Here is a 20,952-nt window from a genome sequence, read left to right as displayed (position 1 = left end):
TGTAAAAAAGCCCGGTGGCGTTAGCGCATACCGGGCCTGGCTTTGCGTAGGGCGGGTAAGCGCAAGCGCCACCCGCCATGCAACAGCATTACGCCTGTTTTGCGGCTTCTGCTGCTTTGACGATCACGGCGAAAGCGTCAGCTTTCAGGGACGCGCCGCCAACCAGCGCACCGTCGATGTCCGGCTGGGTGAACAGCTCTGCGGCGTTGCCTGCATTCACGGAACCGCCGTACTGAATGATCACTTGCTCAGCCACTTTCGCGTCTGCTTTAGCAATGTGGTCACGGATAAATTTGTGTACAGCCTGCGCCTGCGCCGGAGTTGCGGATTTGCCGGTACCGATCGCCCAAACCGGTTCGTAGGCAATCACTGCGCCTTCGAACGCGCTCGCGCCCTGGGTTTTCAACACAGCGTCGATCTGGCGTGCGCAGACTTCTTCGGTTTTACCCGCTTCGTTTTCTGCTTCGGTTTCACCGATGCACAGTACCGGGATCAGGCCCTGCGCTTTCAGTACGGCGAATTTTTTGGCGATGAATTCATCGGATTCTGCGTGGTAAGTACGACGCTCAGAGTGGCCGATGATGATGTATTTTGCGCCGATATCTTTCAGCATTTCGGCAGAGGTTTCACCGGTGAAAGCGCCGGACAGGTTAACGTCGACGTTCTGCGCGCCCAGGATGATGTGGCTACCGTCAGCAGCATGTTTAGCCAGATCCAGGTACATTTCCGGCGGCGCAATCGCGACCGCACAGCCCGTTACGCCAGCCAGCTCGGTACGCAGGTTTGCAACCAGTTCGTTTACCATGTGGCGGCTGCCGTTCAGTTTCCAGTTACCCATCACTAAAGGATGTCGCATTTTTACTCTCCACGCGCTTGGCGAATTAAGGAATATGGCCGCCCTTCAGGGCAGCATGGTCTGTGAAACAGTATAGAGATTCATCCCCTGAAAGGCTTTGCTTTTTGTCATTTATTGTTATCTTCAAGCGATTCAGATAGCGTCAGCTTAATCGGTTCAACAGCGAAGGTCAGCCCCTTTTCGCCGTTATCTGCCACCACATAACGTACTGCGCCTTCTGTTTCCGCGTAGTACTGTTTGTTTTTGCCGTTATTCAGCAACTTTTGCAGCTTTTGCCCGCTTTGCGCGGTAGTCATCGTCGGCGAAAACGCGCGAATTATCGCTGCCATATACTCCTGGGCTTTCGCTTTCGCCGCCTTTTGCTCTGGACCCTGTACCGGCAGCCAGGTGATTTGCATCGACTTGATTTTCAGCGTACCGCGCTCCAGCGCTGTCGATGCATAAAGATTGTCGTTTATTTTTGTTGCGGCGCGCGTCAGGTTCGCCTGATCGTTACGGCCATCAACAGCGCGGAACTCGTTCAGCGGAAGCGTCGGGTTGTCGGTATTAAATTTTTCCCGAAACTGACTGATCGACTGGTCGAATGTTGGCGCGCCCGGCAGCAGGTAGGGCGCGGTTGCTGTGGCAGGCGTCTCTTCCGCCCACACCGGGGAGCCGAAGATCAGCGCTGAGAAGAGCAGCCAAATCGGGTAACGCCATGCTTTCATTACATCGCCCTCTCTAAAGTGTGCTCACGATTAAAACGATATCGGGCTGGCTTGTCAAAAACTCCCGCTGCCAGGGTAAACTACGCAGCATTACGATAATAAGGAACCTTACATGGGCATACAGCAGTGGTTGTTTTCGTTTAAAGGGCGCATTGGTCGACGCGACTTTTGGGTCTGGATCATCCTCTGGGTAGTGAGCATGACAGTGCTGTTTGCGCTGGCAAACAGTGGAATGCTCGATTTCCAGATGGCCGCGTTTATTCTGGTGTGCCTCATCTGGCCGACTGCCTGCGTAATGGTGAAACGTTTGCACGATCGCGGCCGTCATGGCGCGTGGGGATTGCTGATGGTACTGGCGTGGATGTTGCTTTCCGGCCACTGGGAAGTGCTGAACGGTACGCTGGAATGGGCGGTGGGACGTCTGATTCCGGTGGTGATTATTGTCATGATGCTGATCGACCTGGGCGCGTTTGTCGGCACCCAGGGAGAAAACAAATATGGCAAAGAGACGCTGGAAGTGAAGTATCGCTGATTACCAGTAGTGTTCCGCGGTGATATGCCCCGGTCGGCGGCGCAGGTGCTTGGTCATTTGCCGGGAATCTTTAAGGAGTTGTGTGGTATCGCGTACCATTTGCGGGTTGCCACACAGCATCACATGGCTGGTTTCGGTGTTCATCGGCAGCCCGACGGCTTCTTCCAGCGCACCACTTTCAATCAACGCCGGTACGCGTCCGGTCAGTGAGCCGGAAATCGTCTCCCGGCTGACTACCGTCTGAATACGCAGTTTCCCTTCATAACGCTGTTGCAGTTCCAGCATCAGCGGCAAGTAGCTGAGATCCGCGGCATAGCGCACGGCGTGCACCAGCACCAGATTTTTAAAGCGTTGCAGATCCTTGCCTTCCTGCAAAATCGACAGATATGGCCCAATAGCGGTGCCGGTGGCCAGCATCCATAGCGTTTCGCAATCCGGTACTTCCTCAAGCACAAAGAAACCGGCGGCTTCGCTGACAATTTGCACTTCGTCTCCCGGTTGCAGGGCTGCCAGGCGCGGGCTGAGTTTGCCTTCCGGTACGGTGACAAGATAGAACTCGAGGTCGGGGTTACCCGGCGCATTGACGTAAGAGTAAGCGCGCTGAACGCGCTCGCCGTCAATTTCCAGACCAAGTTTGGCGAACTGCCCGGCAGTGAAGGGGTTAACGGGGGCATGCACGGTGAGGCTAAATAGCGCATCGGTCCAGAACTGCACCTTAGTGACTTTTCCTGTTACCCATTCCGCCATGGTTATCTCCTGTTCAGTTGCGTTGCCTTATCTTCGTGCCTGTGGAGGGAGATTTCCAGCCCGTGCGGGCCGGAAAGCTCAATTGAACAAATAGCCTTACAGGATGTGGCGTTGCACATCCGGATCTTTACGATCGAGGTAGTGGATGGACTGAATGCGGCGAATCGTGCGCGATTTCCCGCGGATCAGCAGCGTTTCCGTGGTGGCGATATTACCTTTGCGGGTAATGCCATCCAGCAGATCGCCTTTGGTGATGCCGGTTGCCGCAAAAATCACATTATCGCTACGCGCCATATCGTCCAGACGCAGCACGTTGCCCGCCTGAATGCCCATGCCACGGCAGCGTTTCAGCTCCTGTTCGCCGATGCGGCGGTTCTCTTCGCTGTCGCCTTTCACCTGATGGCGCGCCAGCAGACGTCCCTGCATGTCACCATCAAGCGCGCGTATCACCGCTGCGGAAACCACACCTTCCGGCGCGCCGCCGATACCGTACAGCACATCGACTTCGCTATCCGGCATACAGGTAAGAATGGACGCCGCGACATCGCCGTCGGGAATGGCAAAAACGCGCACGCCGAGCTTTTGCATCTCTGCAATCGTTGCGTCATGGCGCGGTTTGGCAAGGATGGTGACCGTCAATTCAGTCAGGGGTTTGTTCAGCGCGTCAGCGACATTGCGCAGGTTATCCGCCAGCGGCAGATTGAGGTCGATAGCGCCTTTAGCGCCTGGGCCGACAATCAGTTTTTCCATGTACATATCCGGCGCATTCAGGAAGCAACCCTTATCGCCGACAGCCAGTACCGCCAGCGCATTTGCCTGGCCCATCGCTGTCATGCGGGTGCCTTCAATAGGATCGACCGCGATATCCACGGCGTCGCCTTTTCCTGTGCCGACTTTCTCACCGATAAACAGCATCGGCGCTTCATCGATCTCCCCTTCGCCAATGACGATGGTACCGTCAATGTCGACATTGTTGAGCATGATGCGCATAGCGTTTACCGCTGCGCCGTCCGCCGTGTTTTTATCGCCACGTCCCAGCCACTTGTAGCCAGCCAGCGCCGCAGCCTCGGTAACGCGGGAGAATTCGATGGCAAGTTCTCGTCTCATAACACACTCTGTAGTGAAAGAAATTGCACAAAGTTTACCACAGGGAGAGGGGGAGAGGATTGATCCCCTCCCCCAAACGGGGGAGGGGAGAGGTGGCAGGATTACTCGTCGTGTTCTTCCCACGCCAGCGCGCGTTTAACGGCTTTTTTCCAGCCGCTGTAACGGTAGTTGCGCTCGGTGGTTTCGATGCCAGGGCGGAATTCGCGTTCGATGACCGCTTTTTCCTGCAATTCATCAAGATTCTGCCAGAAACCGACCGCCAGACCAGCAAGGTAGGCCGCGCCCAGCGCCGTCACTTCACGCACTTCCGGGCGTTCTACGCGGGTGCCCAGAATGTCGGACTGGAACTGCATCAGGAAGTTGTTGGCCACCGCGCCGCCATCCACACGCAGCGCGTGTAAACGAATACCGGAGTCTGCCTGCATCGCTTCCAGAACGTCGCGCGTCTGGTAGGCGATCGATTCCAGCGTGGCGCGAATGATGTGGTTAGCGTTCACACCACGTGTCAGGCCGAAGATTGCGCCGCGTGCGTACGGGTCCCAGTATGGCGCGCCGAGGCCGGTAAAAGCGGGAACCACATATACGCCGTTGGTGTCTTTTACTTTGGTAGCGAAATATTCAGAGTCGAATGCATCGCTGATCAGCTTCATTTCATCACGCAGCCACTGGATGGAAGCCCCCGCCATGAACACTGCGCCTTCCAGCGCGTAGTTCACTTCGCCTTTCGGGCCGCAGCCGATGGTGGTCAGCAGACCGTGCTCGGATTTCACCGCTTTCTCGCCGGTGTTCATCAGCATAAAACAGCCGGTGCCGTAGGTATTTTTCGCCATCCCTTCTTTCACGCACAGCTGACCAAACAGCGCGGCCTGCTGGTCACCGGCGATCCCGGCGATAGGAATACGCGTACCGCCTTTACCACCAATGTTGGTCTGACCGTACACTTCGGAGGATTTGCGCACTTCCGGCAGCATGGCGCGCGGGATATCCAGCGCATCCAGCATTTTGTCGTCCCAGTCCAGCGCGTGGATGTTGAACAGCATGGTACGCGAGGCGTTAGTGTAATCGGTCACGTGAACGCGGCCCTGCGTCATTTTCCAGATAAGCCAGGTATCCACGGTGCCGAACAGCAGTTCGCCGCGCTTCGCACGTTCACGGGAGCCTTCAACGTGATCGAGGATCCACTTCACTTTGGTGCCGGAGAAGTACGGGTCAATCACAAGGCCGGTGGTGTTGCGCACGTACTCTTCCATGCCATCGCGTTTGAGCTGCTCGCAAATCTCGGCGGTACGACGGCACTGCCAGACAATCGCGTTGTAGATCGGTTTGCCGGTTTCGCGTTCCCAGACGATGGCCGTTTCACGCTGGTTGGTAATACCGATGGCGGCGATTTCGTCGGAGTTGATGTCTGCCTTCGCTAACACTTCGACCAGCGTGGAGCTTTGCGATGCCCAGATTTCCATGGGATCATGCTCAACCCAGCCTGGCTTCGGGTAAATTTGTTCAAATTCGCGCTGTGAAACGCTGATGATGTTGGCGTCGTGATCCATCACAACCGCGCGGGAACTGGTAGTACCCTGGTCGAGCGCAACGATATATTTTTTGTCAGTCATGGTTAGAGTCCCGTAGTCACATTACAGCGAAGCTTTTTGTTGAGTCGTTGAGGCAGTGCCTTTTTCTTCCGCCGCCTCACTGGTTCCTGACGGCAGATGGCGGCCAATCAGTTTACGATAACCGAACGCACCGAGCGCCGCGCCTACGATCGGCCCGAACAGCGGTACGAGGAAGTAGGGAATATCTTTGCCGCCGGTAAAGGCGACGTCGCCCCAGCCTGCGAGCCAGGCGAAGGTTTTCGGGCCAATATCACGCGCCGGGTTCATGGCAAAGCCGGTCAGTGGCCCCATTGACGCGCCGATAACCGCAATCAGCAGACCAATCAGCAGGGGGGCCAGCGGCCCGCGTGGAACACCATTGCCATCATCACCCAGCGCCATGATGACGCCCATCAGAACAGCGGTAATGACCATTTCAACTGCGAAAGCCTGCACAAAGTTGATGTGCGGGTTAGGGTAGGTTGAAAAGATACCCGCTAAATCAAGACTTTCGACGCTGCCGCGCACCATATTGTGCGTATGTTCGAAGTCGAGGAAAAGATTGTAGTAAAGCCCGTAAACAAGCGCCGCTGCGCAAAACGCGCCGGCAAACTGCGAAATGATGAAGGGAGTTACTTTGCGCCCGTCAAAACTGGCGAAGAGCCATAGTGCGATCGTTACCGCGGGGTTAAGATGCGCGCCGGAAACCCCTGCAGTCAGGTAGATGGCCATAGCCACGCCAAGACCCCAGATGATGCTGATTTCCCACTGGCCGAAGGTGGCACCTGCCACTTTCAGCGCTGCGACACACCCGACACCGAAAAAAATCAACAACCCGGTTCCGAGAAACTCGGCGATGCACTGGCCTTTTAAGGTTGATGTCTGACTCATAATCGGATCCTGCTAAAGAGTAATGGTTATTGTTAGCATGGGGCCAACGTCTCCCATGATGTCGTGTAGACATAGTGTTAATTTATCGTTAACGAGCAAAAACGAGAAATATCGAAATTAAAATGTGTGTACTGCGTCAATAAAATGAGCGTTTTCGCGCGAATTGGGGTGTTTTTGTATCATATCGAAATGTGAGCTGAATCATTTTTGTAACTTCACTCTTAACAATTTAGAGACGGGCACCGCTGTTGCACCAGGATGAGGACGAAAAGTGTTGCAAAGCGCAAACAGCGCGGCTCCGCGCTGGACAGGGGCTGGCGTGATTCATACAATCGGAGGCAAGCGAAATGCGCTCATTTTTATTAAGGCGTCGCCGGTATTAGGGACGAAGATTTACCTATCAACGCCTTGCAACTCAGGAGAGGTATGACAATGTCATTAGAAGTATTCGAGAAACTGGAAGCGAAAGTGCAGCAGGCGATTGATACCATCACGCTGTTGCAGATGGAAATCGAAGAGCTGAAAGAAAAGAACAATAGTCTGGCGCAGGACGTTCAGGCTGCACAGCATAGTCGCGAAGAGCTGGAGCGCGAAAACAACCAGCTGAAAGAGCAGCAGCATGGCTGGCAGGAGCGTTTGCAGGCGCTGCTGGGCCGCATGGAAGAAGTCTGATTACGCTTTATCTTTCACGGTGTTGGCTGCGCGCATTCACTCCGGTCAGGCTATCTGTGCTGCCGGGAATTCATTTGCTTGCCGCCTTGCTACAACATGAAATCGTTCGGATCGGATAAGCGAAGCGTTGTCTGACGCAAAAGAAGAAGGGCGCCTGATGGCGCCCTTTTTTTACTCGATATCGAGGGGATCTTCGGAAAGGATAATGCCGGTATTGTCGGCATACAGATGGTCGCCAGAGAAGAAGGTGACGCCGCCGAAATTGACGCGCACGTCGCTTTCACCAATGCCTTCACCTGCTGCGCCAACCGGAATAGCGGCAATCGCCTGGATGCCGATATCCAGCTCTTCCAGATCGTCAACCTGGCGCACAGCACCATAAACCACAATGCCTTCCCACTCGTTTTGCACCGCAGTGCGTGCGAGATCGGCGTCGATTAACGCGCGACGCATAGAACCGCCGCCGTCGACCAGCAGGACGCGACCACGGCCATTTTGTTCGAGCAGATCGTACAGCAACCCGTTATCCTCGAAACATTTCACCGTGATGATTTGTCCGCCAAAAGACGACCGACCGCCAAAATTAGAGAATAGCGGCTCTACAACGTTGATCTCTTCCTGGTAGATGTCACAAAGCTCAGAAGTATCGTATTTCATAGGATTAACGTTCAGTTGATGCGAGAAACGTTAGTATATCGCGCATCCCGCACTGTTGGCAAAATCATCAATTGTTAATTGACATTAATCAGTTAAAGGTGTGTCTGGCTGAAAATTATTCCAATAACAAACAATAAGTTAGTAAGCAATGCGCCTTTTACCGTACGTTCAAGCATTGGCGGCATAGCGCGCGGATCGCGTTCGCGCAACACAAAGCGCGCTTGTTTGATAAGTAGCGGTGCTGCAAGGAGAAATAACCATCCCCACAGGCTATGCAATGACAGCAGGTTGAACAGCGCCAGGCACAGCAGCGCGCCGATCAGCAAGCTGGCGTGATAACGGCGGGCGTTGATTGGCCCTAAACGCACCACCAGCGTGTTTTTGCCGTTCTCGCGGTCACTGTCGATATCACGCAAGTTATTGATATTCAATACAGCAGTCGCCAGCAGGCCGCAGGCCGTGGCGGGCAGGATAACCGCCGGGATCAGCATATGCGTTTGTAGATACCAGCTTCCCATCACGCTCAGCCAACCAAAGAAAATCAGCACTGAGATATCGCCAAGGCCGAGATAGCCATACGGGCGCTTACCAATGGTGTAGGTAATCGCCGCAATGATCGACAGGCCGCCGAGCACGAGGAAACCGATAAAATCTGCCAGCGTCTGGGTTGCAGCCGTCACCAGCAACAGCCCGGAAATGCAGCTCAGCACAATCACGATAATCAGCGCTCGCTTCATTTGCGCAAGCGAAATAGCACCTTTCTGCATACCGCGCAGCGGCCCAATGCGATCCGGTTTATCGCTGCCCTTCACTGCATCGCCGTAATCATTGGCAAGGTTGGAGAGGATTTGTAGCAGGCCAGCGGTGATCAATGCGAGCACGGCGACCAGCGGATCAAAATAACCCTGCCACCACGCCAGCACGGTGCCCACGACAATGGCCGCGAATGCCAGCGGTAATGTTTTAGGTCGCAGGCTTTCCAGCCAGGCCTGAGTAAGGCTCAGAGATTGCGTTTCGTTCATAAATTACGCCAACAAAAATGGGGGCATAAGCCCCCATCGAATGTGATGAAAACGTTGTGAACGGGATTATAGGATAAAACGGCTCAGATCTTCATCTGCCACTAAAGCATCAAGGTGCTTACTTACATAGTCGGCATCGATGATAATGGTCTTACCGCCCAGATCGCTGGCGTCGTAGGAGATGTCTTCCATCAGGCGTTCCAGCACGGTATGCAAACGGCGGGCGCCGATGTTTTCCGTGGTTTCGTTCACCTGCCAGGCAGCCTGCGCAATGCGTTTGATGCCGTCGTCAGTAAATTCGATATTCACGCCTTCGGTCGCCATCAGTGCTTTGTACTGTACCGTCACAGACGCGTTTGGCTCGGTCAGAATGCGCTCGAAATCTTCCGTCGTTAACGCCTTCAATTCAACGCGAATCGGCAGACGGCCCTGCAATTCCGGGATCAGATCCGACGGGCTGGCAACCTGGAACGCGCCGGAGGCGATAAACAGAATGTGATCGGTTTTCACCATGCCGTGCTTGGTTGAGACGGTGCAGCCTTCCACCAGCGGCAGCAGGTCGCGCTGTACACCTTCGCGGGAAACGTCCGGCCCGGAGGTATTGCCGCGCTTACAGATTTTGTCGATTTCGTCGATAAACACGATCCCGTGCTGCTCAACGGCTTCGATAGCGTCCTGTTTCAACTCTTCCGGGTTGACCAGCTTCGCGGCTTCTTCTTCAATCAGCAGCTTCATCGCGTCTTTAATTTTCAGCTTACGCGGTTTCTGCTTCTGCCCGCCCAGGTTCTGGAACATGGACTGCAACTGATTGGTCATCTCTTCCATGCCCGGAGGCGCCATGATCTCTACGCCCATCGGTGCAGCAGCGAGATCGATTTCAATCTCTTTATCGTCGAGCTGGCCTTCGCGCAGTTTTTTGCGGAAGGATTGGCGCGCAGCTGAAGGTTCAGCGGATTGCTCCGGTTGTCCCCAGTTGTTTTTCGCCGGTGGGATCAGTACGTCGAGAATACGCTCTTCGGCCAACTCTTCGGCGCGGTAGCGGTTTTTCTCGATCGACTGGATACGTACCATTTTCACTGCGGAATCGGTCAGATCGCGGATGATAGAATCCACTTCTTTCCCGACATAGCCCACTTCGGTGAACTTGGTCGCTTCAACTTTGATAAACGGCGCGTTAGCCAGTTTCGCCAGACGACGCGCAATTTCGGTTTTACCGACGCCGGTCGGGCCGATCATCAGAATATTTTTTGGTGTCACTTCGTGACGCAGCTCTTCATCAAGCTGCATACGGCGCCAGCGGTTACGCAAGGCGATTGCCACAGAACGCTTAGCCGCGTCCTGGCCGATAATATGTTTGTCCAGTTCGCTGACAATTTCGCGTGGGGTCATTTCAGACATGGGAGATCCTTACGCTTTAGAGGGTAATTCTTCGATGGTATGGAAGTGGTTGGTGTAAATGCAGATATCGCCTGCAATATCCAACGCCTTCTCAGCGATTTCACGCGCGCCAAGCTCGGTATTTTCCAGTAACGCACGGGCTGCGGCCTGGGCGTATGGCCCACCGGAACCGATAGCGATCAGGTCATTTTCCGGCTGAACCACATCACCATTACCGGTGATGATCAGCGACGCGTTCTCATCTGCCACCGCCAGCAGCGCTTCCAGCTTGCGCAGCATGCGATCGGTGCGCCAGTCCTTTGCCAGCTCGACAGCCGCTTTCACCAGATGGCCCTGGTGCATTTCCAGTTTGCGTTCGAAGAGTTCGAACAAAGTGAAGGCATCGGCCGTACCACCGGCAAAACCTGCGATAACTTTGTCGTTATACAGGCGGCGGACTTTTTTCACGTTGCCCTTCATTACGGTATTACCCAGTGTGGCCTGGCCATCACCGGCAATAACGACATGGCCGTTACGGCGTACGCTTACGATTGTTGTCACGAGCAGACCCCTTGGTTACAAATGCAGAATACAGCGCCCCGCACAGCGTACGGGGCAGAATGCAATTATAGATGGGGGGGATTTCGGGGGTTTCAACCCCCGGAGGCGAGACGGATACAGTTTGTATGACCCGCCATTTTCAGACGGCTAATTGTGGAATCAGCATTCTCTTTGCCTTTCACCGGGCCAAGTACCACGCGGTTCCAGCCGTTGTTGCTGGTGATACGTGAATCAAACCCTTCGAACGCCAGCTGGGCGCGAACGGTTTCTGCCTGCTCCTGGCCTTTAAACGAACCGCACTGGATCATCCAGCGGCGGTCATCTTTTTTCTCCGCCGTTTGCGTTTTCGGCGCTTCCGCCTCACGTGTTATCGGCGCAGCTTGCTGCGCTTTCGGCTGTGCTGCGGTGGTATGCGGCGGCGTTTGCAACAGATCCTGATACGGCTGCGATGTTGCGGCGGCTTTCGGCTGCTGCTGCGTTTGCGTCTGTGTTTGACGCGGCGCAGTGGCCGTTGTCCGAGCCGGTTGTTGTTGTACCGGTTGTTCCACTACACGCGTCTGCGTACGCGGCTGCTGTACCGGCTGCGTTTGCGTCCACTGCGGCTGCTGCTGCTGCTGAGCCTGGCGCTGGCGCTGCAACGTTTGCTGACGTTGTTCCGGCGTCTGTTCGTTCCACGGCACTTCATTAAGCTGCGTCGGCTGCTGGCGCATATCCGCCTGCATCTGCGCTAACAGCTGGCGCTGTTCATCTGTCAGCTGATCCGGGTTTTTCACTTCGCCGCCTGCAGAAGGTTCAGTAGGCGCAAGCACGCCTGGCTGACGGCTTTCCAGCTCTTTAATGTAGCGCCAGCGCTCTTCCGGCTTCGGCGGCAGGCCGTTACCGGTGACCTTTTGATTTTGCAGCGCTTCGGATTCTTCTTTTTTGTGGTGCGTAATAAAGTACAGACCACCGATAAAGGCGACCAGCACGGCGGCCGCGATGGCGACCATGGCTGGAGAGACCGCAGACCTGCTGCGTTGCTTTTTCCTTGAGTTGCTCGCTTTTCGCCGCGCAGGAGCCGGCTGGCCGCGGCGTACATAATCTCGTTGTGCCACTATCGTTTCGCTGTATTTATATCGTTTATCAGCCCGCCATGTTACTTAAGCGACGGGCTTTTGACCAGAAGGGGGTGTCTTAAAGCCAGGTATTTACGTAATCGCCCGGGTACTGCCGCGCAGGATCAATTCGCAATCCAGCAAGCGCGATCCGCTATTGACGTTATGACCTTGCAGTTGTTCCAGCAGGAGCAGCATCGATTCCCGGCCAATTTCGTAGCGCGGCTGCGCAACGGTGGTTAGCGGCGGGTCAGAGTACTCTGCCAGTGAAATGTTATCAAAACCGATAATCGATAAGTCGTCCGGTACTTTCAGCCCCCGGCGTTTGGCGAGCGACAGCGCACCCAGCGCCATAACGTCGCTATGGCAGAACACCGCCGTTGGCGGCTTGGGCAACGCCAGTAGCTGTTCCAGCGCGTGCGCTCCGGCTTCAAAGGTAAAATCACCGCGTGCAATATAGTGCGGATCGACAGTCGTTCCTGAGCGGCGCAGCGCCTGCACATAACCCTGCAAGCGGTAGTGGCACAATGGCATCTCTTCCGGCCCGGCAATACAGCCAATCAGATGGTGCCCCTGTTCCTGTAGATAATTGACGGCGTTAAAAGCGGCGGTCAGGTTATCAATGTGTACGGTAGGCAGCTCCAGCTCAGGAGCAAATTCATTCGCCATGACCATCGGCGGCAAATTGCGCTGCTCTTCAATACTGGCGTCGAACGGCAGGCGTGAACCTAACAGCAGCATGCCGTCGATTTGCTTGGTAATGATCAGATCGATAAAGGTTTTTTCTTGCTGATTCTGGTGGGCGCAGTCGCCAATCAGTACCAGATAGCCGTGTTCGGCTGCGGTAACTTCGATACCGCGAATGATTTCGCTGAAAAAGGGATCGCAGATATCCGGCACAATCACCAACAAAGTGCGGGATTCGTTTCGCTTGACGTTACGTCCCATCGACTGGGGTAAATAACCCACTTCCATGGCGGCTTGCTCAACCCGATTACGGGTCGTCTGCGACACTTTTTCCGGATTCATTAATGCACGGGATACGGTTGCCGTAGAAACCTTTGCTTTCATGGCAACATCTTTCATGGTCGCTGCTGCAACCTGATTTTTGGGTTTCAACTTGTTCTCCTCGCATGCACGGCGCAAGCGTAGTCACATTTTTATCAGATAGTTAGGCGCAGCGGTTACAGAATTTTCATGAAAAGTGTGATGAAAGTTGAATTTTATGCCGCCGATCGCAACCTCAACTCTCAATGGGATCGACATCCAGCACCCATTTAACCCGCCGTGCATCGGGCAGCGTGTTAATCAATGCCAGCGCGCCGCTGACAATATGTTGTAAGCGAATGCGGGAAGGGTGTTGCAGCAGGATCTGCCAGCGATAGCGTCCGGCGCGCTTCGCTGCCAGCGCCGGAACCGGGCCGAGGATCCACAATTGATTATCCGCCAGCGGGCTGGCTTGCAGTAAGTTTTTCAACTGTTGCAGGAACAGCGGAGCGAACTGATTGTTCTGATCTTCTGCGCGGATCAACACGTGGCTGGTCCACGGCGGCAGTTGCAGCGTTTGCCGTTCGGCCAGCGCCTGTTCTGCAAAGGTGTCATAACCTTTATGCAGCAAAGTTTGCAGCAAAGGATGCTCAGGATGGTGGGTTTGCAGCACCACTTCGCCCTGCTTTCCGGCGCGCCCGGCGCGGCCCGACACTTGGGTATAGAGCTGAGCGAACCGTTCCGCCGCACGGAAATCCGCAGAAAAGAGTGCGCCATCGACATCCAGCAAGGCAACCAACGTCACATCCGGAAAGTGATGGCCTTTCGCCAGCATCTGCGTGCCAATCAGGAGCCGCGCGCCGCCGCGATGAACTTCCGCCAGGTGCTGCTCCAGCGCGCCTTTGCGGCTGGTGGTATCGCGGTCAATGCGCGACACCGGCACGCCAGGGAACAGCGGCGCAAGCGCCTGTTCCAGTTGCTCAGTTCCTAAACCGACGGGCAGCAGGTGCGTGGAACCGCAGGAGGGGCACTGGCGCGGTACCGGGCGCTGGCTATCGCAATGGTGGCAGCGCAAATGCTGCTGCGCCTGGTGAAAGGTGTAGTAGTGATCGCAACGCGGGCACTCTGCTATCCAGCCGCAGTCATGGCACAGCAGTGCCGGAGCGAACCCCCGGCGGTTAAGAAACAGAATTACCTGGTTGCCTGCCTGCAAATGCTGGCGCATGCGGTTGATGAGCGCGGGCGCTAATCCGGCCTGCAACTGCTGGCCTTTCATATCCAGCACATGTTGCGTTGCCGGGCGCGCGCTACCGGCGCGGCGCGTCAGGCGCAGCAGCCGGTATTTTCGCGCCCGCACATTATATAAGGTCTCCAGCGCGGGAGTCGCCGAGCCGAGAATGATGGGGATCTGTTCGCTATGGGCGCGATAGACCGCCAGATCCCGCGCGTGATAGCGCCAGCCTTCCTGCTGTTTATAGGAGCTGTCGTGCTCTTCATCGATAACGATCACGCCGAGGTTTTTAAACGGTGTGAACAGCGATGAGCGCGTGCCGATAACAATTGCCGCCTCGCCGTTTTTCGCTTTTTGCCATGTGGTAAGACGTTCACTGTCGTTCAGGCCTGAATGCAGCACTTCGACCGGCGCGTTAAAGCGCTCGCGAAAACGGGCGATGGTTTGCGGCGTCAGGCCAATCTCCGGCACCATCACCAGTGCCTGTTTCCCCTGCGCCAGCACATTTTCCAGTACGCTTAAATAGACTTCGGTCTTACCGGAACCCGTGACGCCTGCCAGCAGCCAGGCAGAGAATTGATCGGCCGCGCTGTGAATCGCGCCGACGGCAGTGGCCTGCTCTGTGTTCAGCCGCAGCCTGTCGCCGCTGACGGAGAACTGTCTGCGCCAGTCGCTGAACGTCGGCGTTTCGCTGCTCATCTCCGCCAGCCCTTTGGCGCGCAGCGCCTGCAGAGTGACGCTTTTCAGATCCAGCGCTGCCAACTGGTGCTGCCAGATTTTACCTTTACGCAGAGCTGAAAGGGCCTGCTGCTGCTTTGCCGACTTTACGCGATTAATGTCCGTCGCCTGGCCCTGCTCAGTGGCGAACCAGTAGCCCTGAAACTCTGCGCTGGCAGTTTTTGTCTGGCGTAACAGAACGGGAAGGGCGTTGAACAGCACATCGCCAATCGGATGATGGTAATAGTCAACTGCCCATAACAACAGACGCCAGACGGCGGGTGAAAACGCGGGCTCGCTGTCGAGCACTTCTTCTACCTGCTTCAGCTCGGTAAGCGGCAGCTCGCTTTTATCGCTGACCGCCACCACAATGCCAACGCGTTGCTGAGTACCGAACGGCACGCGCACGCGACAACCTGCGCGGGCGATCATGTCGTCCGGCAACAGATAATCAAAGGTGCGGGGCAAGGGTACAGACAGCGCAACGTGGGCGACGGGCATCTCATCTTCCTGACTTGAAAACTGGCGGGTTAGTATACACATTGTTGCTACGGACGAGCGGATCAGTTTGCATGTGCTGGTTAATTTCTGTATGATTCGCCGCCTTTAGTGCGGATTTAGCGCGCCAAAGATACACTTATTATTTAACTCGCGTGGTGTCTGGCGTTAGGGCTGGAAGAGCGACGCGGCCTTAAACTGAGGTTTCCCATGAAAAAAGGTATTCACCCGAATTACGTTGCGATTACTGCAACCTGTTCTTGCGGTAATGTGATCAAAACCCACTCCACCGTGGGCCACGACCTGAACCTGGACGTGTGCGGCAAATGCCACCCGTTCTTTACTGGTAAACAACGTGTTGTTGATACCGGTGGTCGTGTTGAGCGTTTCAACAAACGCTTCAGCATCCCGGGCAGCAAATAAGTTGCCAAAGAAAAAAGCGCCGCGAGGCGCTTTTTTTGTCTCTGCCGTTTGCCGGAGGGGGATATTTTTGTGAAATGAATCACGAAAATATTGCTCTGATTAAAAAGCGCACATATTCTTTTCGCCATTCCAGTCCTGTGAACAGAGCAAAAAAGAGGCGTGAGATGCTGACGGCAATGAAAAATGTATTTATGTCTTACCTGCTTTCTCTCGCAGAAGTGCACCCGGAAGTGACGCGCTTCTGATTGGGCAGCTGACATAAGCAAAAAGGGCGGAAGATATCTTCCGCCCTTTTGTTGTCACCCTTAAACCACCTCCTGGGGAGGTGGTGATTGATCCTGTAAGGCTATAGCCTGAAGAATGCCCATGCCGGAATATCTCTGCTTACTCACCACAAGTAAAAGGAGACAAACCGACATGGGGCTTTACAGGAGTTCATCACATGTATATTGGCGTTGTAAATATCACATAGTCTGGACGCCTAAGTACCGTTTCAGGATCCTGAAAGATAAGTTGGGCAAGGAACTTTACAGGACAATCTACATTCTCTGCGGAATAAAGGATTGTGAGGTTCTGGAGCTAAATGTTCAGCCAGATCATGTACATCTGGTCGTAATAGTCCCGCCGAAAATCTCGATATCAACTCTAATGGGGCATCTGAAAGGTCGCAGCGCAATCAGACTCTACAATCGTTTCCCACACATAAGAAAGAAGCTATGGGGCAACCACTTTTGGTCACGTGGCTACTTTGTAGATACTGTCGGTGTGAACGAGGAAATTATCAGACGATATGTGAGGCATCAGGAGAAAACGGAACAAATACATGAACAGCAAATGGAATTGCTAGAGTAGTAAGCGGGAAGTGACAATAGCCCCCCTTACAGGGGGCATTCTCAAAAGCCACCTTCTAAGAAGGTGGTCTTTTACTTTGAATCAGTATTCCCATGTATCCGGGTCGATGCCCAGTTCACGCATAATCACTTTTGCCTCTTCCGGGATTTCATCACTGCGCTCTTTGCGCAGATCTTCATCGTTCGGCAGAGGCTGACCGGTGAACGCGTGCAGGAATGCCTCGCACAGCAGCTCGCTGTTGGTGGCGTGACGCAGGTTGTTCACCTGACGACGGGTACGTTCATCGGTGAGGATTTTTAACACCTTAAGAGGAATGGAAACCGTAATTTTCTTTACTTGCTCACTCTTCTTGCCGTGCTCAGCGTATGGGCTGATATATTCGCCGCTCCATTCAGCCATGAGATACCTTTAATCCTCTCAGTCATTAGTCTAAACCCGGGCGAGCCCAGGCCGTAATCCCGCGTAGTTTACCGTAGAGTCATCACAGTGACACGGTGTATCGCTCTGCGCGCCCACACTAAAGCATATAATTTTAACGGCTATTGCGCGTTTGCTCAATCTATACGCAAAGAAGTTTAGATGTCCAGATGTATTGACGTCTATCTATTCAATGTTTACTCTGTGGTCAGATTTTTCATCCATTAAGCCAGGAAGCCTTCACCATGACGCGTAAACAGGCCACCATTGCAGTGCGTAGCGGATTGAACGATGACGAGCAGTATGGCTGCGTTGTCCCGCCAATTCACCTCTCCAGTACCTATAATTTCACCGGTTTTAATGAACCCCGCGCGCATGACTACTCGCGTCGCGGTAACCCCACGCGCGATGTGGTACAGCGCGCGCTGGCGGAGCTGGAAGGGGGCGCTGGCGCGGTGTTGACCAATACCGGCATGTCGGCGATTCATCTGGTGACCACGGTTTTCCTCAAGCCTGGCGATCTGCTGGTTGCACCGCATGATTGCTACGGCGGCAGCTATCGCCTGTTCGACAGTCTGGCGAAACGCGGTTGCTATCGGGTGAAATTCGTCGATCAGGGCGATGAACAGGCACTGAAAGCGGCGCTGGCGGAAAAACCGAAACTGGTGCTGGTAGAAAGTCCAAGCAACCCATTGTTGCGCGTCGTGGATATTGCGAAAATCTGCCAACTGGCGCGTGAAGCGGGCGCAGTTAGCGTCGTTGATAACACCTTCTTAAGCCCGGCGTTGCAAAATCCGCTGGCGCTGGGTGCCGATTTGGTACTGCACTCCTGCACAAAATACCTCAACGGTCATTCCGATGTGGTGGCGGGTGTGGTGATTGCAAAAGACGCGGAGACTGTCACCGAACTGGCATGGTGGGCGAATAATATTGGCGTCACCGGTAGCGCCTTCGACAGCTATTTGCTGTTGCGCGGGCTGCGCACGTTGTCGCCGCGTATGGAAGTGGCGCAGCGTAACGCACAGGCGATTGTCGATTTCCTGCAAACTCAGCCGCTGGTGAAAAAGCTTTACCACCCGTCTCTGCCGGATAATCAGGGGCATGAGATTGCTGCGCGTCAACAAAAAGGCTTTGGCGCGATGTTAAGTTTTGAACTGGATGGCGGCGAGCAAACGTTGCGTCGTTTCCTGAGCGGTTTGTCACTGTTTACTCTGGCGGAATCATTAGGTGGGGTAGAAAGTTTAATCTCCCACGCCGCCACCATGACGCACGCAGGTATGGCACCGGAAGCGCGCGCCGCTGCCGGGATCTCGGAAACGTTGTTGCGTATCTCGACCGGTATTGAAGATAGTGAAGATTTAATTGCCGATCTGGAAAATGGCTTCCGGGTCGCAGCTGAGGGGTAAACATGAGTGTGATTGCGCAGGCAGGGACGAAGGCTCGTCAGCTGCACAAATTTGGTGGCAGTAGTCTGGCGGATGTGAAGTGTTACCTCCGCGTTGCAGGGATCATGGCGGAGTATTCACAACCGGGCGACATGATGGTTGTCTCCGCCGCAGGCAGCACCACCAATCAGCTGATCAACTGGCTGAAATTAAGCCAGACTGACAGGCTCTCTGCGCATCAGGTTCAGCAATCCCTGCGTCGTTATCAAAGTGACTTGATTGGCGGGCTGTTGCCCGCCGATGTGGCCGATGGACTGACCAGCGAATTTATCCACGATCTGGAACACCTGGCGGCGCTACTCGACGGCGGCATTACCGACGCGGTTTACGCGGAAGTGGTCGGCCACGGTGAAATCTGGTCGGCGCGCTTGATGGCCGCCGTACTTAATCAGCAAGGCCTTGATGCGGCCTGGCTGGATGCCCGCGATTTTCTGCGTGCCGAGCGTTCGGCGCAGCCGCAGGTGAACGAAGGGGCGTCTTATCCCCTTTTGCAGCAAAAGCTGGCGCAACATCCAGGCAAACGCATTGTTGTCACCGGTTTTATCAGCCGTAATGAGGCGGGTGAAACGGTGCTGCTGGGGCGTAACGGCTCTGACTATTCAGCAACGCAGATTGGCGCGCTGGGCGATGTTTCCCGCGTCACCATCTGGAGCGACGTGGCCGGTGTCTATAGCGCCGACCCGCGCAAAGTGAAAGATGCCTGTCTGCTGCCGCTGCTGCGTCTCGATGAAGCCAGCGAACTGGCGCGTCTTGCCGCTCCGGTACTGCATGCCCGCACGCTGCAACCGGTCTCCGGCAGCAATATCGATCTGCAATTGCGCTGTAGCTATAACCCCGATCAAGGCTCTACGCGGATTGAACGCGTACTGGCATCCGGCACTGGCGCGCGCATCGTGACCAGTCACGATGATGTCTGTTTGATTGAGTTTATCGTTCCGGCCGGGCAGGATTTTAAACTGGCGCAAAAAGAGATCGATCTGCTCCTCAAACGCGCGCAGGCGCGTCCGCTGGCGGTGGGCGCTCATGCCGACCGTAATCTGCTGCAACTCTGCTACACCTCGGAAGTGGTCGACAGCGTCTTTAAACTGCTGGATGAAGCCGGTCTGCCGGGTGAATTACGCCTGCGTCAGGGGCTGGCGTTGGTGGCGATGGTCGGTGCTGGTGTATGCCGTAACCCGTTGCACAGCCACCGTTTCTGGCAGCAACTGAAAGGCCAGCCGGTTGAGTTTATCTGGCAGTCCGACGAAGGTATCAGCCTGGTCGCTGTACTGCGCGTTGGCCCGACCGAGAGCCTGATTCAGGGGCTGCACCAGTCGCTGTTCCGCGCGGAAAAACGAATCGGTCTGATGCTGTTCGGCAAGGGAAATATCGGCTCCCGCTGGCTGGAGTTGTTCTCCCGCGAGCAGAGCGCGCTTTCGGCGCGTACCGGGTTTGAATTTGTGCTGGCCGGCGTGGTGGATAGCCGCCGTAGCCTGCTGAATTACGATGGGCTGGATGCCAGCCGTGCGCTGGCTTTCTTCAATGATGAAGCCGTCGAGCAGGATGAAGAGTCGCTGTTCCTGTGGATGCGCGCTCACCCGTATGACGACCTGGTCGTACTGGATGTGACCGCCAGCGAGCAACTGGCCGGGCAGTATCTGGATTTCGCCAGCCACGGTTTTCATGTGATCAGCGCCAACAAACTGGCCGGGGCGAGCACGACCAATAATTATCGCCAGATCCACGATGCGTTTGAAAAGACGGGTCGTCACTGGCTGTACAACGCTACCGTCGGCGCCGGATTGCCGGTTAACCATACGGTGCGCGATCTGCGCGATAGCGGCGATGCGATTCTGGCGATCAGCGGTATCTTCTCCGGCACCCTCTCCTGGTTGTTCCTGCAATTCGACGGTACTGTGCCGTTTACCGACCTGGTCGATCAGGCGTGGCAGCAGGGGCTGACTGAGCCGGATCCGCGTGTCGATCTCGCCGGTAAAGATGTGATGCGCAAGCTGGTGATCCTCGCCCGTGAAGCCGGTTATGACATCGAACCTGAGCAGGTTCGCGTGGAATCGCTGGTGCCACCGCATTGTGAAGAAGGTTCGGTGGATCACTTCTTCGAAAACGGCGACGAACTGAATGAACAGATGGTACAGCGGCTGGAAGCCGCCAGTGAAATGGGCCTTGTGCTGCGTTATGTTGCGCGTTTCGATGCGAACGGCAAAGCACGTGTAGGCGTGGAAGCGGTCCGTCCGGAGCATCCGCTGGCGGCGGTTCTGCCGGGTGATAACGTCTTCGCCATTGAAAGCCGCTGGTATCGCGATAATCCGCTGGTCATTCGCGGGCCGGGCGCAGGGCGTGATGTCACCGCTGGCGCTATCCAGTCAGATATCAACCGTCTGGCGCAATTGCTTTAATCTTCTCTTCACCCTCTCCCCGGCGGGGAGAGGGCATTACATCCCGCATCATGAACTTTTTTCATCTTCGCTGAACATTCCTCACTCAGAATAATGATTTTCCGGTTGACGGCCTGTGCAAATTCCGTCATTTTTACATCTGGACGTCTAAACGTATAGAAGTTCACAAACAAC

Annotated in this window: 21 protein-coding genes; 7 read left to right on the top strand and 14 right to left on the bottom strand. The window is 55.2% G+C overall.

From position 1 onward, the window contains the following. Positions 1–88: 88 nt before the first annotated feature. Positions 89–856, bottom strand: coding sequence for a triose-phosphate isomerase (tpiA, locus tag Y71_RS27200; protein WP_007369238.1), 768 nt, complete (start codon positions 854–856; stop codon positions 89–91). Positions 857–963: 107 nt separating this feature from the next. Continuing rightward, on the bottom strand, positions 964–1,563 hold the full coding sequence (locus tag Y71_RS27195) for a YiiQ family protein (RefSeq protein WP_007369237.1): 600 nt from the start codon (positions 1,561–1,563) through the stop codon (positions 964–966). 112 nt (positions 1,564–1,675) lie between these two features. Between Y71_RS27195 and Y71_RS27190 the strand changes: the two genes are divergently transcribed. Beyond that, positions 1,676–2,095: a DUF805 domain-containing protein gene (locus tag Y71_RS27190; RefSeq protein WP_007369236.1), complete on the top strand. Its 420-nt coding sequence runs from the start codon at positions 1,676–1,678 to the stop codon at positions 2,093–2,095. On the opposite strand, the gene fpr is transcribed toward Y71_RS27190, so the two are convergent. The 4 genes from fpr to Y71_RS27170 form a co-directional block, all read right to left on the bottom strand. Beyond that, positions 2,096–2,842: a ferredoxin--NADP(+) reductase gene (gene fpr / locus Y71_RS27185; protein WP_007369235.1), complete on the bottom strand. Its 747-nt coding sequence runs from the start codon at positions 2,840–2,842 to the stop codon at positions 2,096–2,098. A gap of 96 nt (positions 2,843–2,938) precedes the next feature. Then, a complete protein-coding gene (gene glpX / locus Y71_RS27180) occupies positions 2,939–3,949 on the bottom strand; it encodes a class II fructose-bisphosphatase (protein ID WP_007369234.1) in 1,011 nt (336 codons plus the stop codon). Positions 3,950–4,050: 101 nt separating this feature from the next. Next, positions 4,051–5,559, bottom strand: a complete 1,509-nt coding sequence (glpK, locus tag Y71_RS27175; protein WP_007369233.1) for a glycerol kinase GlpK — start codon at positions 5,557–5,559, stop codon at positions 4,051–4,053. A 21-nt stretch (positions 5,560–5,580) separates the two neighbouring features. Continuing rightward, complete coding sequence (locus tag Y71_RS27170; protein ID WP_007369232.1) at positions 5,581–6,429, bottom strand: MIP/aquaporin family protein; 849 nt, start codon at positions 6,427–6,429, stop codon at positions 5,581–5,583. A gap of 426 nt (positions 6,430–6,855) precedes the next feature. On the opposite strand from Y71_RS27170, the gene zapB reads away from it, so the two are divergent. After that, the gene (gene zapB, locus Y71_RS27165; RefSeq protein WP_007369231.1) at positions 6,856–7,101 is read left to right on the top strand and encodes a septal ring assembly protein ZapB; all 246 of its coding nucleotides are present in this window, start codon (positions 6,856–6,858) and stop codon (positions 7,099–7,101) included. Positions 7,102–7,272: 171 nt separating this feature from the next. Here zapB and rraA read toward each other — a convergent pair whose 3' ends face one another. The 7 genes from rraA to priA all read right to left on the bottom strand — a co-directional run bounded on the left by rraA (position 7,273) and on the right by priA (position 15,248). Further along, on the bottom strand, positions 7,273–7,758 hold the full coding sequence (rraA, locus tag Y71_RS27160) for a ribonuclease E activity regulator RraA (protein WP_007369230.1): 486 nt from the start codon (positions 7,756–7,758) through the stop codon (positions 7,273–7,275). Positions 7,759–7,850: 92 nt separating this feature from the next. After that, positions 7,851–8,780 carry a 1,4-dihydroxy-2-naphthoate polyprenyltransferase gene (menA, locus tag Y71_RS27155; protein ID WP_007369229.1) on the bottom strand — a complete coding sequence of 310 codons (930 nt, stop codon included), beginning with the start codon at positions 8,778–8,780 and terminating at the stop codon, positions 7,851–7,853. A 66-nt stretch (positions 8,781–8,846) separates the two neighbouring features. Beyond that, positions 8,847–10,178 (bottom strand): ATP-dependent protease ATPase subunit HslU, encoded by a 1,332-nt coding sequence (gene hslU, locus Y71_RS27150; protein WP_007369228.1) that lies wholly within the window; start codon positions 10,176–10,178, stop codon positions 8,847–8,849. 9 nt (positions 10,179–10,187) lie between these two features. Next, complete coding sequence (gene hslV, locus Y71_RS27145) at positions 10,188–10,718, bottom strand: ATP-dependent protease subunit HslV (RefSeq protein WP_007369227.1); 531 nt, start codon at positions 10,716–10,718, stop codon at positions 10,188–10,190. 92 nt (positions 10,719–10,810) lie between these two features. Continuing rightward, a complete protein-coding gene (ftsN, locus tag Y71_RS27140) occupies positions 10,811–11,812 on the bottom strand; it encodes a cell division protein FtsN (protein ID WP_035941935.1) in 1,002 nt (333 codons plus the stop codon). A gap of 93 nt (positions 11,813–11,905) precedes the next feature. Then, positions 11,906–12,931: a DNA-binding transcriptional regulator CytR gene (gene cytR, locus Y71_RS27135; protein WP_007369225.1), complete on the bottom strand. Its 1,026-nt coding sequence runs from the start codon at positions 12,929–12,931 to the stop codon at positions 11,906–11,908. Positions 12,932–13,055: 124 nt separating this feature from the next. Continuing rightward, a complete protein-coding gene (priA, locus tag Y71_RS27130; protein ID WP_007369224.1) occupies positions 13,056–15,248 on the bottom strand; it encodes a primosomal protein N' in 2,193 nt (730 codons plus the stop codon). Between the two features lie 207 nt (positions 15,249–15,455). Between priA and rpmE the strand changes: the two genes are divergently transcribed. From rpmE to tnpA, 3 genes are all read left to right on the top strand, one after another. After that, a complete protein-coding gene (gene rpmE / locus Y71_RS27125) occupies positions 15,456–15,668 on the top strand; it encodes a 50S ribosomal protein L31 (RefSeq protein ID WP_007369223.1) in 213 nt (70 codons plus the stop codon). A gap of 35 nt (positions 15,669–15,703) precedes the next feature. Then, complete coding sequence (locus Y71_RS30265) at positions 15,704–15,913, top strand: hypothetical protein (protein WP_139201294.1); 210 nt, start codon at positions 15,704–15,706, stop codon at positions 15,911–15,913. A gap of 172 nt (positions 15,914–16,085) precedes the next feature. Continuing rightward, positions 16,086–16,520, top strand: a complete 435-nt coding sequence (gene tnpA, locus Y71_RS27120) for an IS200/IS605 family transposase (RefSeq protein ID WP_007369221.1) — start codon at positions 16,086–16,088, stop codon at positions 16,518–16,520. 81 nt (positions 16,521–16,601) lie between these two features. Here the strand turns inward: tnpA and metJ are convergent, their stop codons facing one another. Next, positions 16,602–16,919 (bottom strand): met regulon transcriptional regulator MetJ, encoded by a 318-nt coding sequence (gene metJ / locus Y71_RS27115; RefSeq protein WP_007369220.1) that lies wholly within the window; start codon positions 16,917–16,919, stop codon positions 16,602–16,604. Positions 16,920–17,182: 263 nt separating this feature from the next. Between metJ and metB the strand changes: the two genes are divergently transcribed. Then, positions 17,183–18,343: a cystathionine gamma-synthase gene (gene metB, locus Y71_RS27110; RefSeq protein WP_007369219.1), complete on the top strand. Its 1,161-nt coding sequence runs from the start codon at positions 17,183–17,185 to the stop codon at positions 18,341–18,343. Between the two features lie 2 nt (positions 18,344–18,345). Beyond that, entirely contained in the window at positions 18,346–20,778 is a 2,433-nt protein-coding gene (locus Y71_RS27105; protein ID WP_007369218.1) for a bifunctional aspartate kinase/homoserine dehydrogenase II, read from the top strand. Positions 20,779–20,952 lie beyond the last annotated feature (174 nt).

This window comes from Kosakonia radicincitans DSM 16656, assembly GCF_000280495.2.
In the GTDB taxonomy this organism is placed as follows: Bacteria; Pseudomonadota; Gammaproteobacteria; order Enterobacterales; family Enterobacteriaceae; genus Kosakonia; species Kosakonia radicincitans.
Note: the sequence above shows the minus strand (reverse complement) of the source record. Positions and strands in the feature narration are given on the sequence as shown.

Excerpts from the sequence above, each read along its gene's own strand:
- tpiA (WP_007369238.1), bottom strand. The coding sequence starts at position 856 with ATGCGACATCCTTTAGTGATGGGTAACTGGAAACTGAACGGCAGCCGC.
- Y71_RS27195 (WP_007369237.1), bottom strand. The coding sequence starts at position 1,563 with ATGAAAGCATGGCGTTACCCGATTTGGCTGCTCTTCTCAGCGCTGATC.
- Y71_RS27190 (WP_007369236.1), top strand. The coding sequence starts at position 1,676 with ATGGGCATACAGCAGTGGTTGTTTTCGTTTAAAGGGCGCATTGGTCGA.
- fpr (WP_007369235.1), bottom strand. The coding sequence starts at position 2,842 with ATGGCGGAATGGGTAACAGGAAAAGTCACTAAGGTGCAGTTCTGGACC.
- glpX (WP_007369234.1), bottom strand. The coding sequence starts at position 3,949 with ATGAGACGAGAACTTGCCATCGAATTCTCCCGCGTTACCGAGGCTGCG.
- glpK (WP_007369233.1), bottom strand. The coding sequence starts at position 5,559 with ATGACTGACAAAAAATATATCGTTGCGCTCGACCAGGGTACTACCAGT.
- Y71_RS27170 (WP_007369232.1), bottom strand. The coding sequence starts at position 6,429 with ATGAGTCAGACATCAACCTTAAAAGGCCAGTGCATCGCCGAGTTTCTC.
- zapB (WP_007369231.1), top strand. The coding sequence starts at position 6,856 with ATGACAATGTCATTAGAAGTATTCGAGAAACTGGAAGCGAAAGTGCAG.
- rraA (WP_007369230.1), bottom strand. The coding sequence starts at position 7,758 with ATGAAATACGATACTTCTGAGCTTTGTGACATCTACCAGGAAGAGATC.
- menA (WP_007369229.1), bottom strand. The coding sequence starts at position 8,780 with ATGAACGAAACGCAATCTCTGAGCCTTACTCAGGCCTGGCTGGAAAGC.
- hslU (WP_007369228.1), bottom strand. The coding sequence starts at position 10,178 with ATGTCTGAAATGACCCCACGCGAAATTGTCAGCGAACTGGACAAACAT.
- priA (WP_007369224.1), bottom strand. The coding sequence starts at position 15,248 with ATGCCCGTCGCCCACGTTGCGCTGTCTGTACCCTTGCCCCGCACCTTT.
- rpmE (WP_007369223.1), top strand. The coding sequence starts at position 15,456 with ATGAAAAAAGGTATTCACCCGAATTACGTTGCGATTACTGCAACCTGT.
- tnpA (WP_007369221.1), top strand. The coding sequence starts at position 16,086 with ATGGGGCTTTACAGGAGTTCATCACATGTATATTGGCGTTGTAAATAT.
- metJ (WP_007369220.1), bottom strand. The coding sequence starts at position 16,919 with ATGGCTGAATGGAGCGGCGAATATATCAGCCCATACGCTGAGCACGGC.
- metB (WP_007369219.1), top strand. The coding sequence starts at position 17,183 with ATGACGCGTAAACAGGCCACCATTGCAGTGCGTAGCGGATTGAACGAT.
- Y71_RS27105 (WP_007369218.1), top strand. The coding sequence starts at position 18,346 with ATGAGTGTGATTGCGCAGGCAGGGACGAAGGCTCGTCAGCTGCACAAA.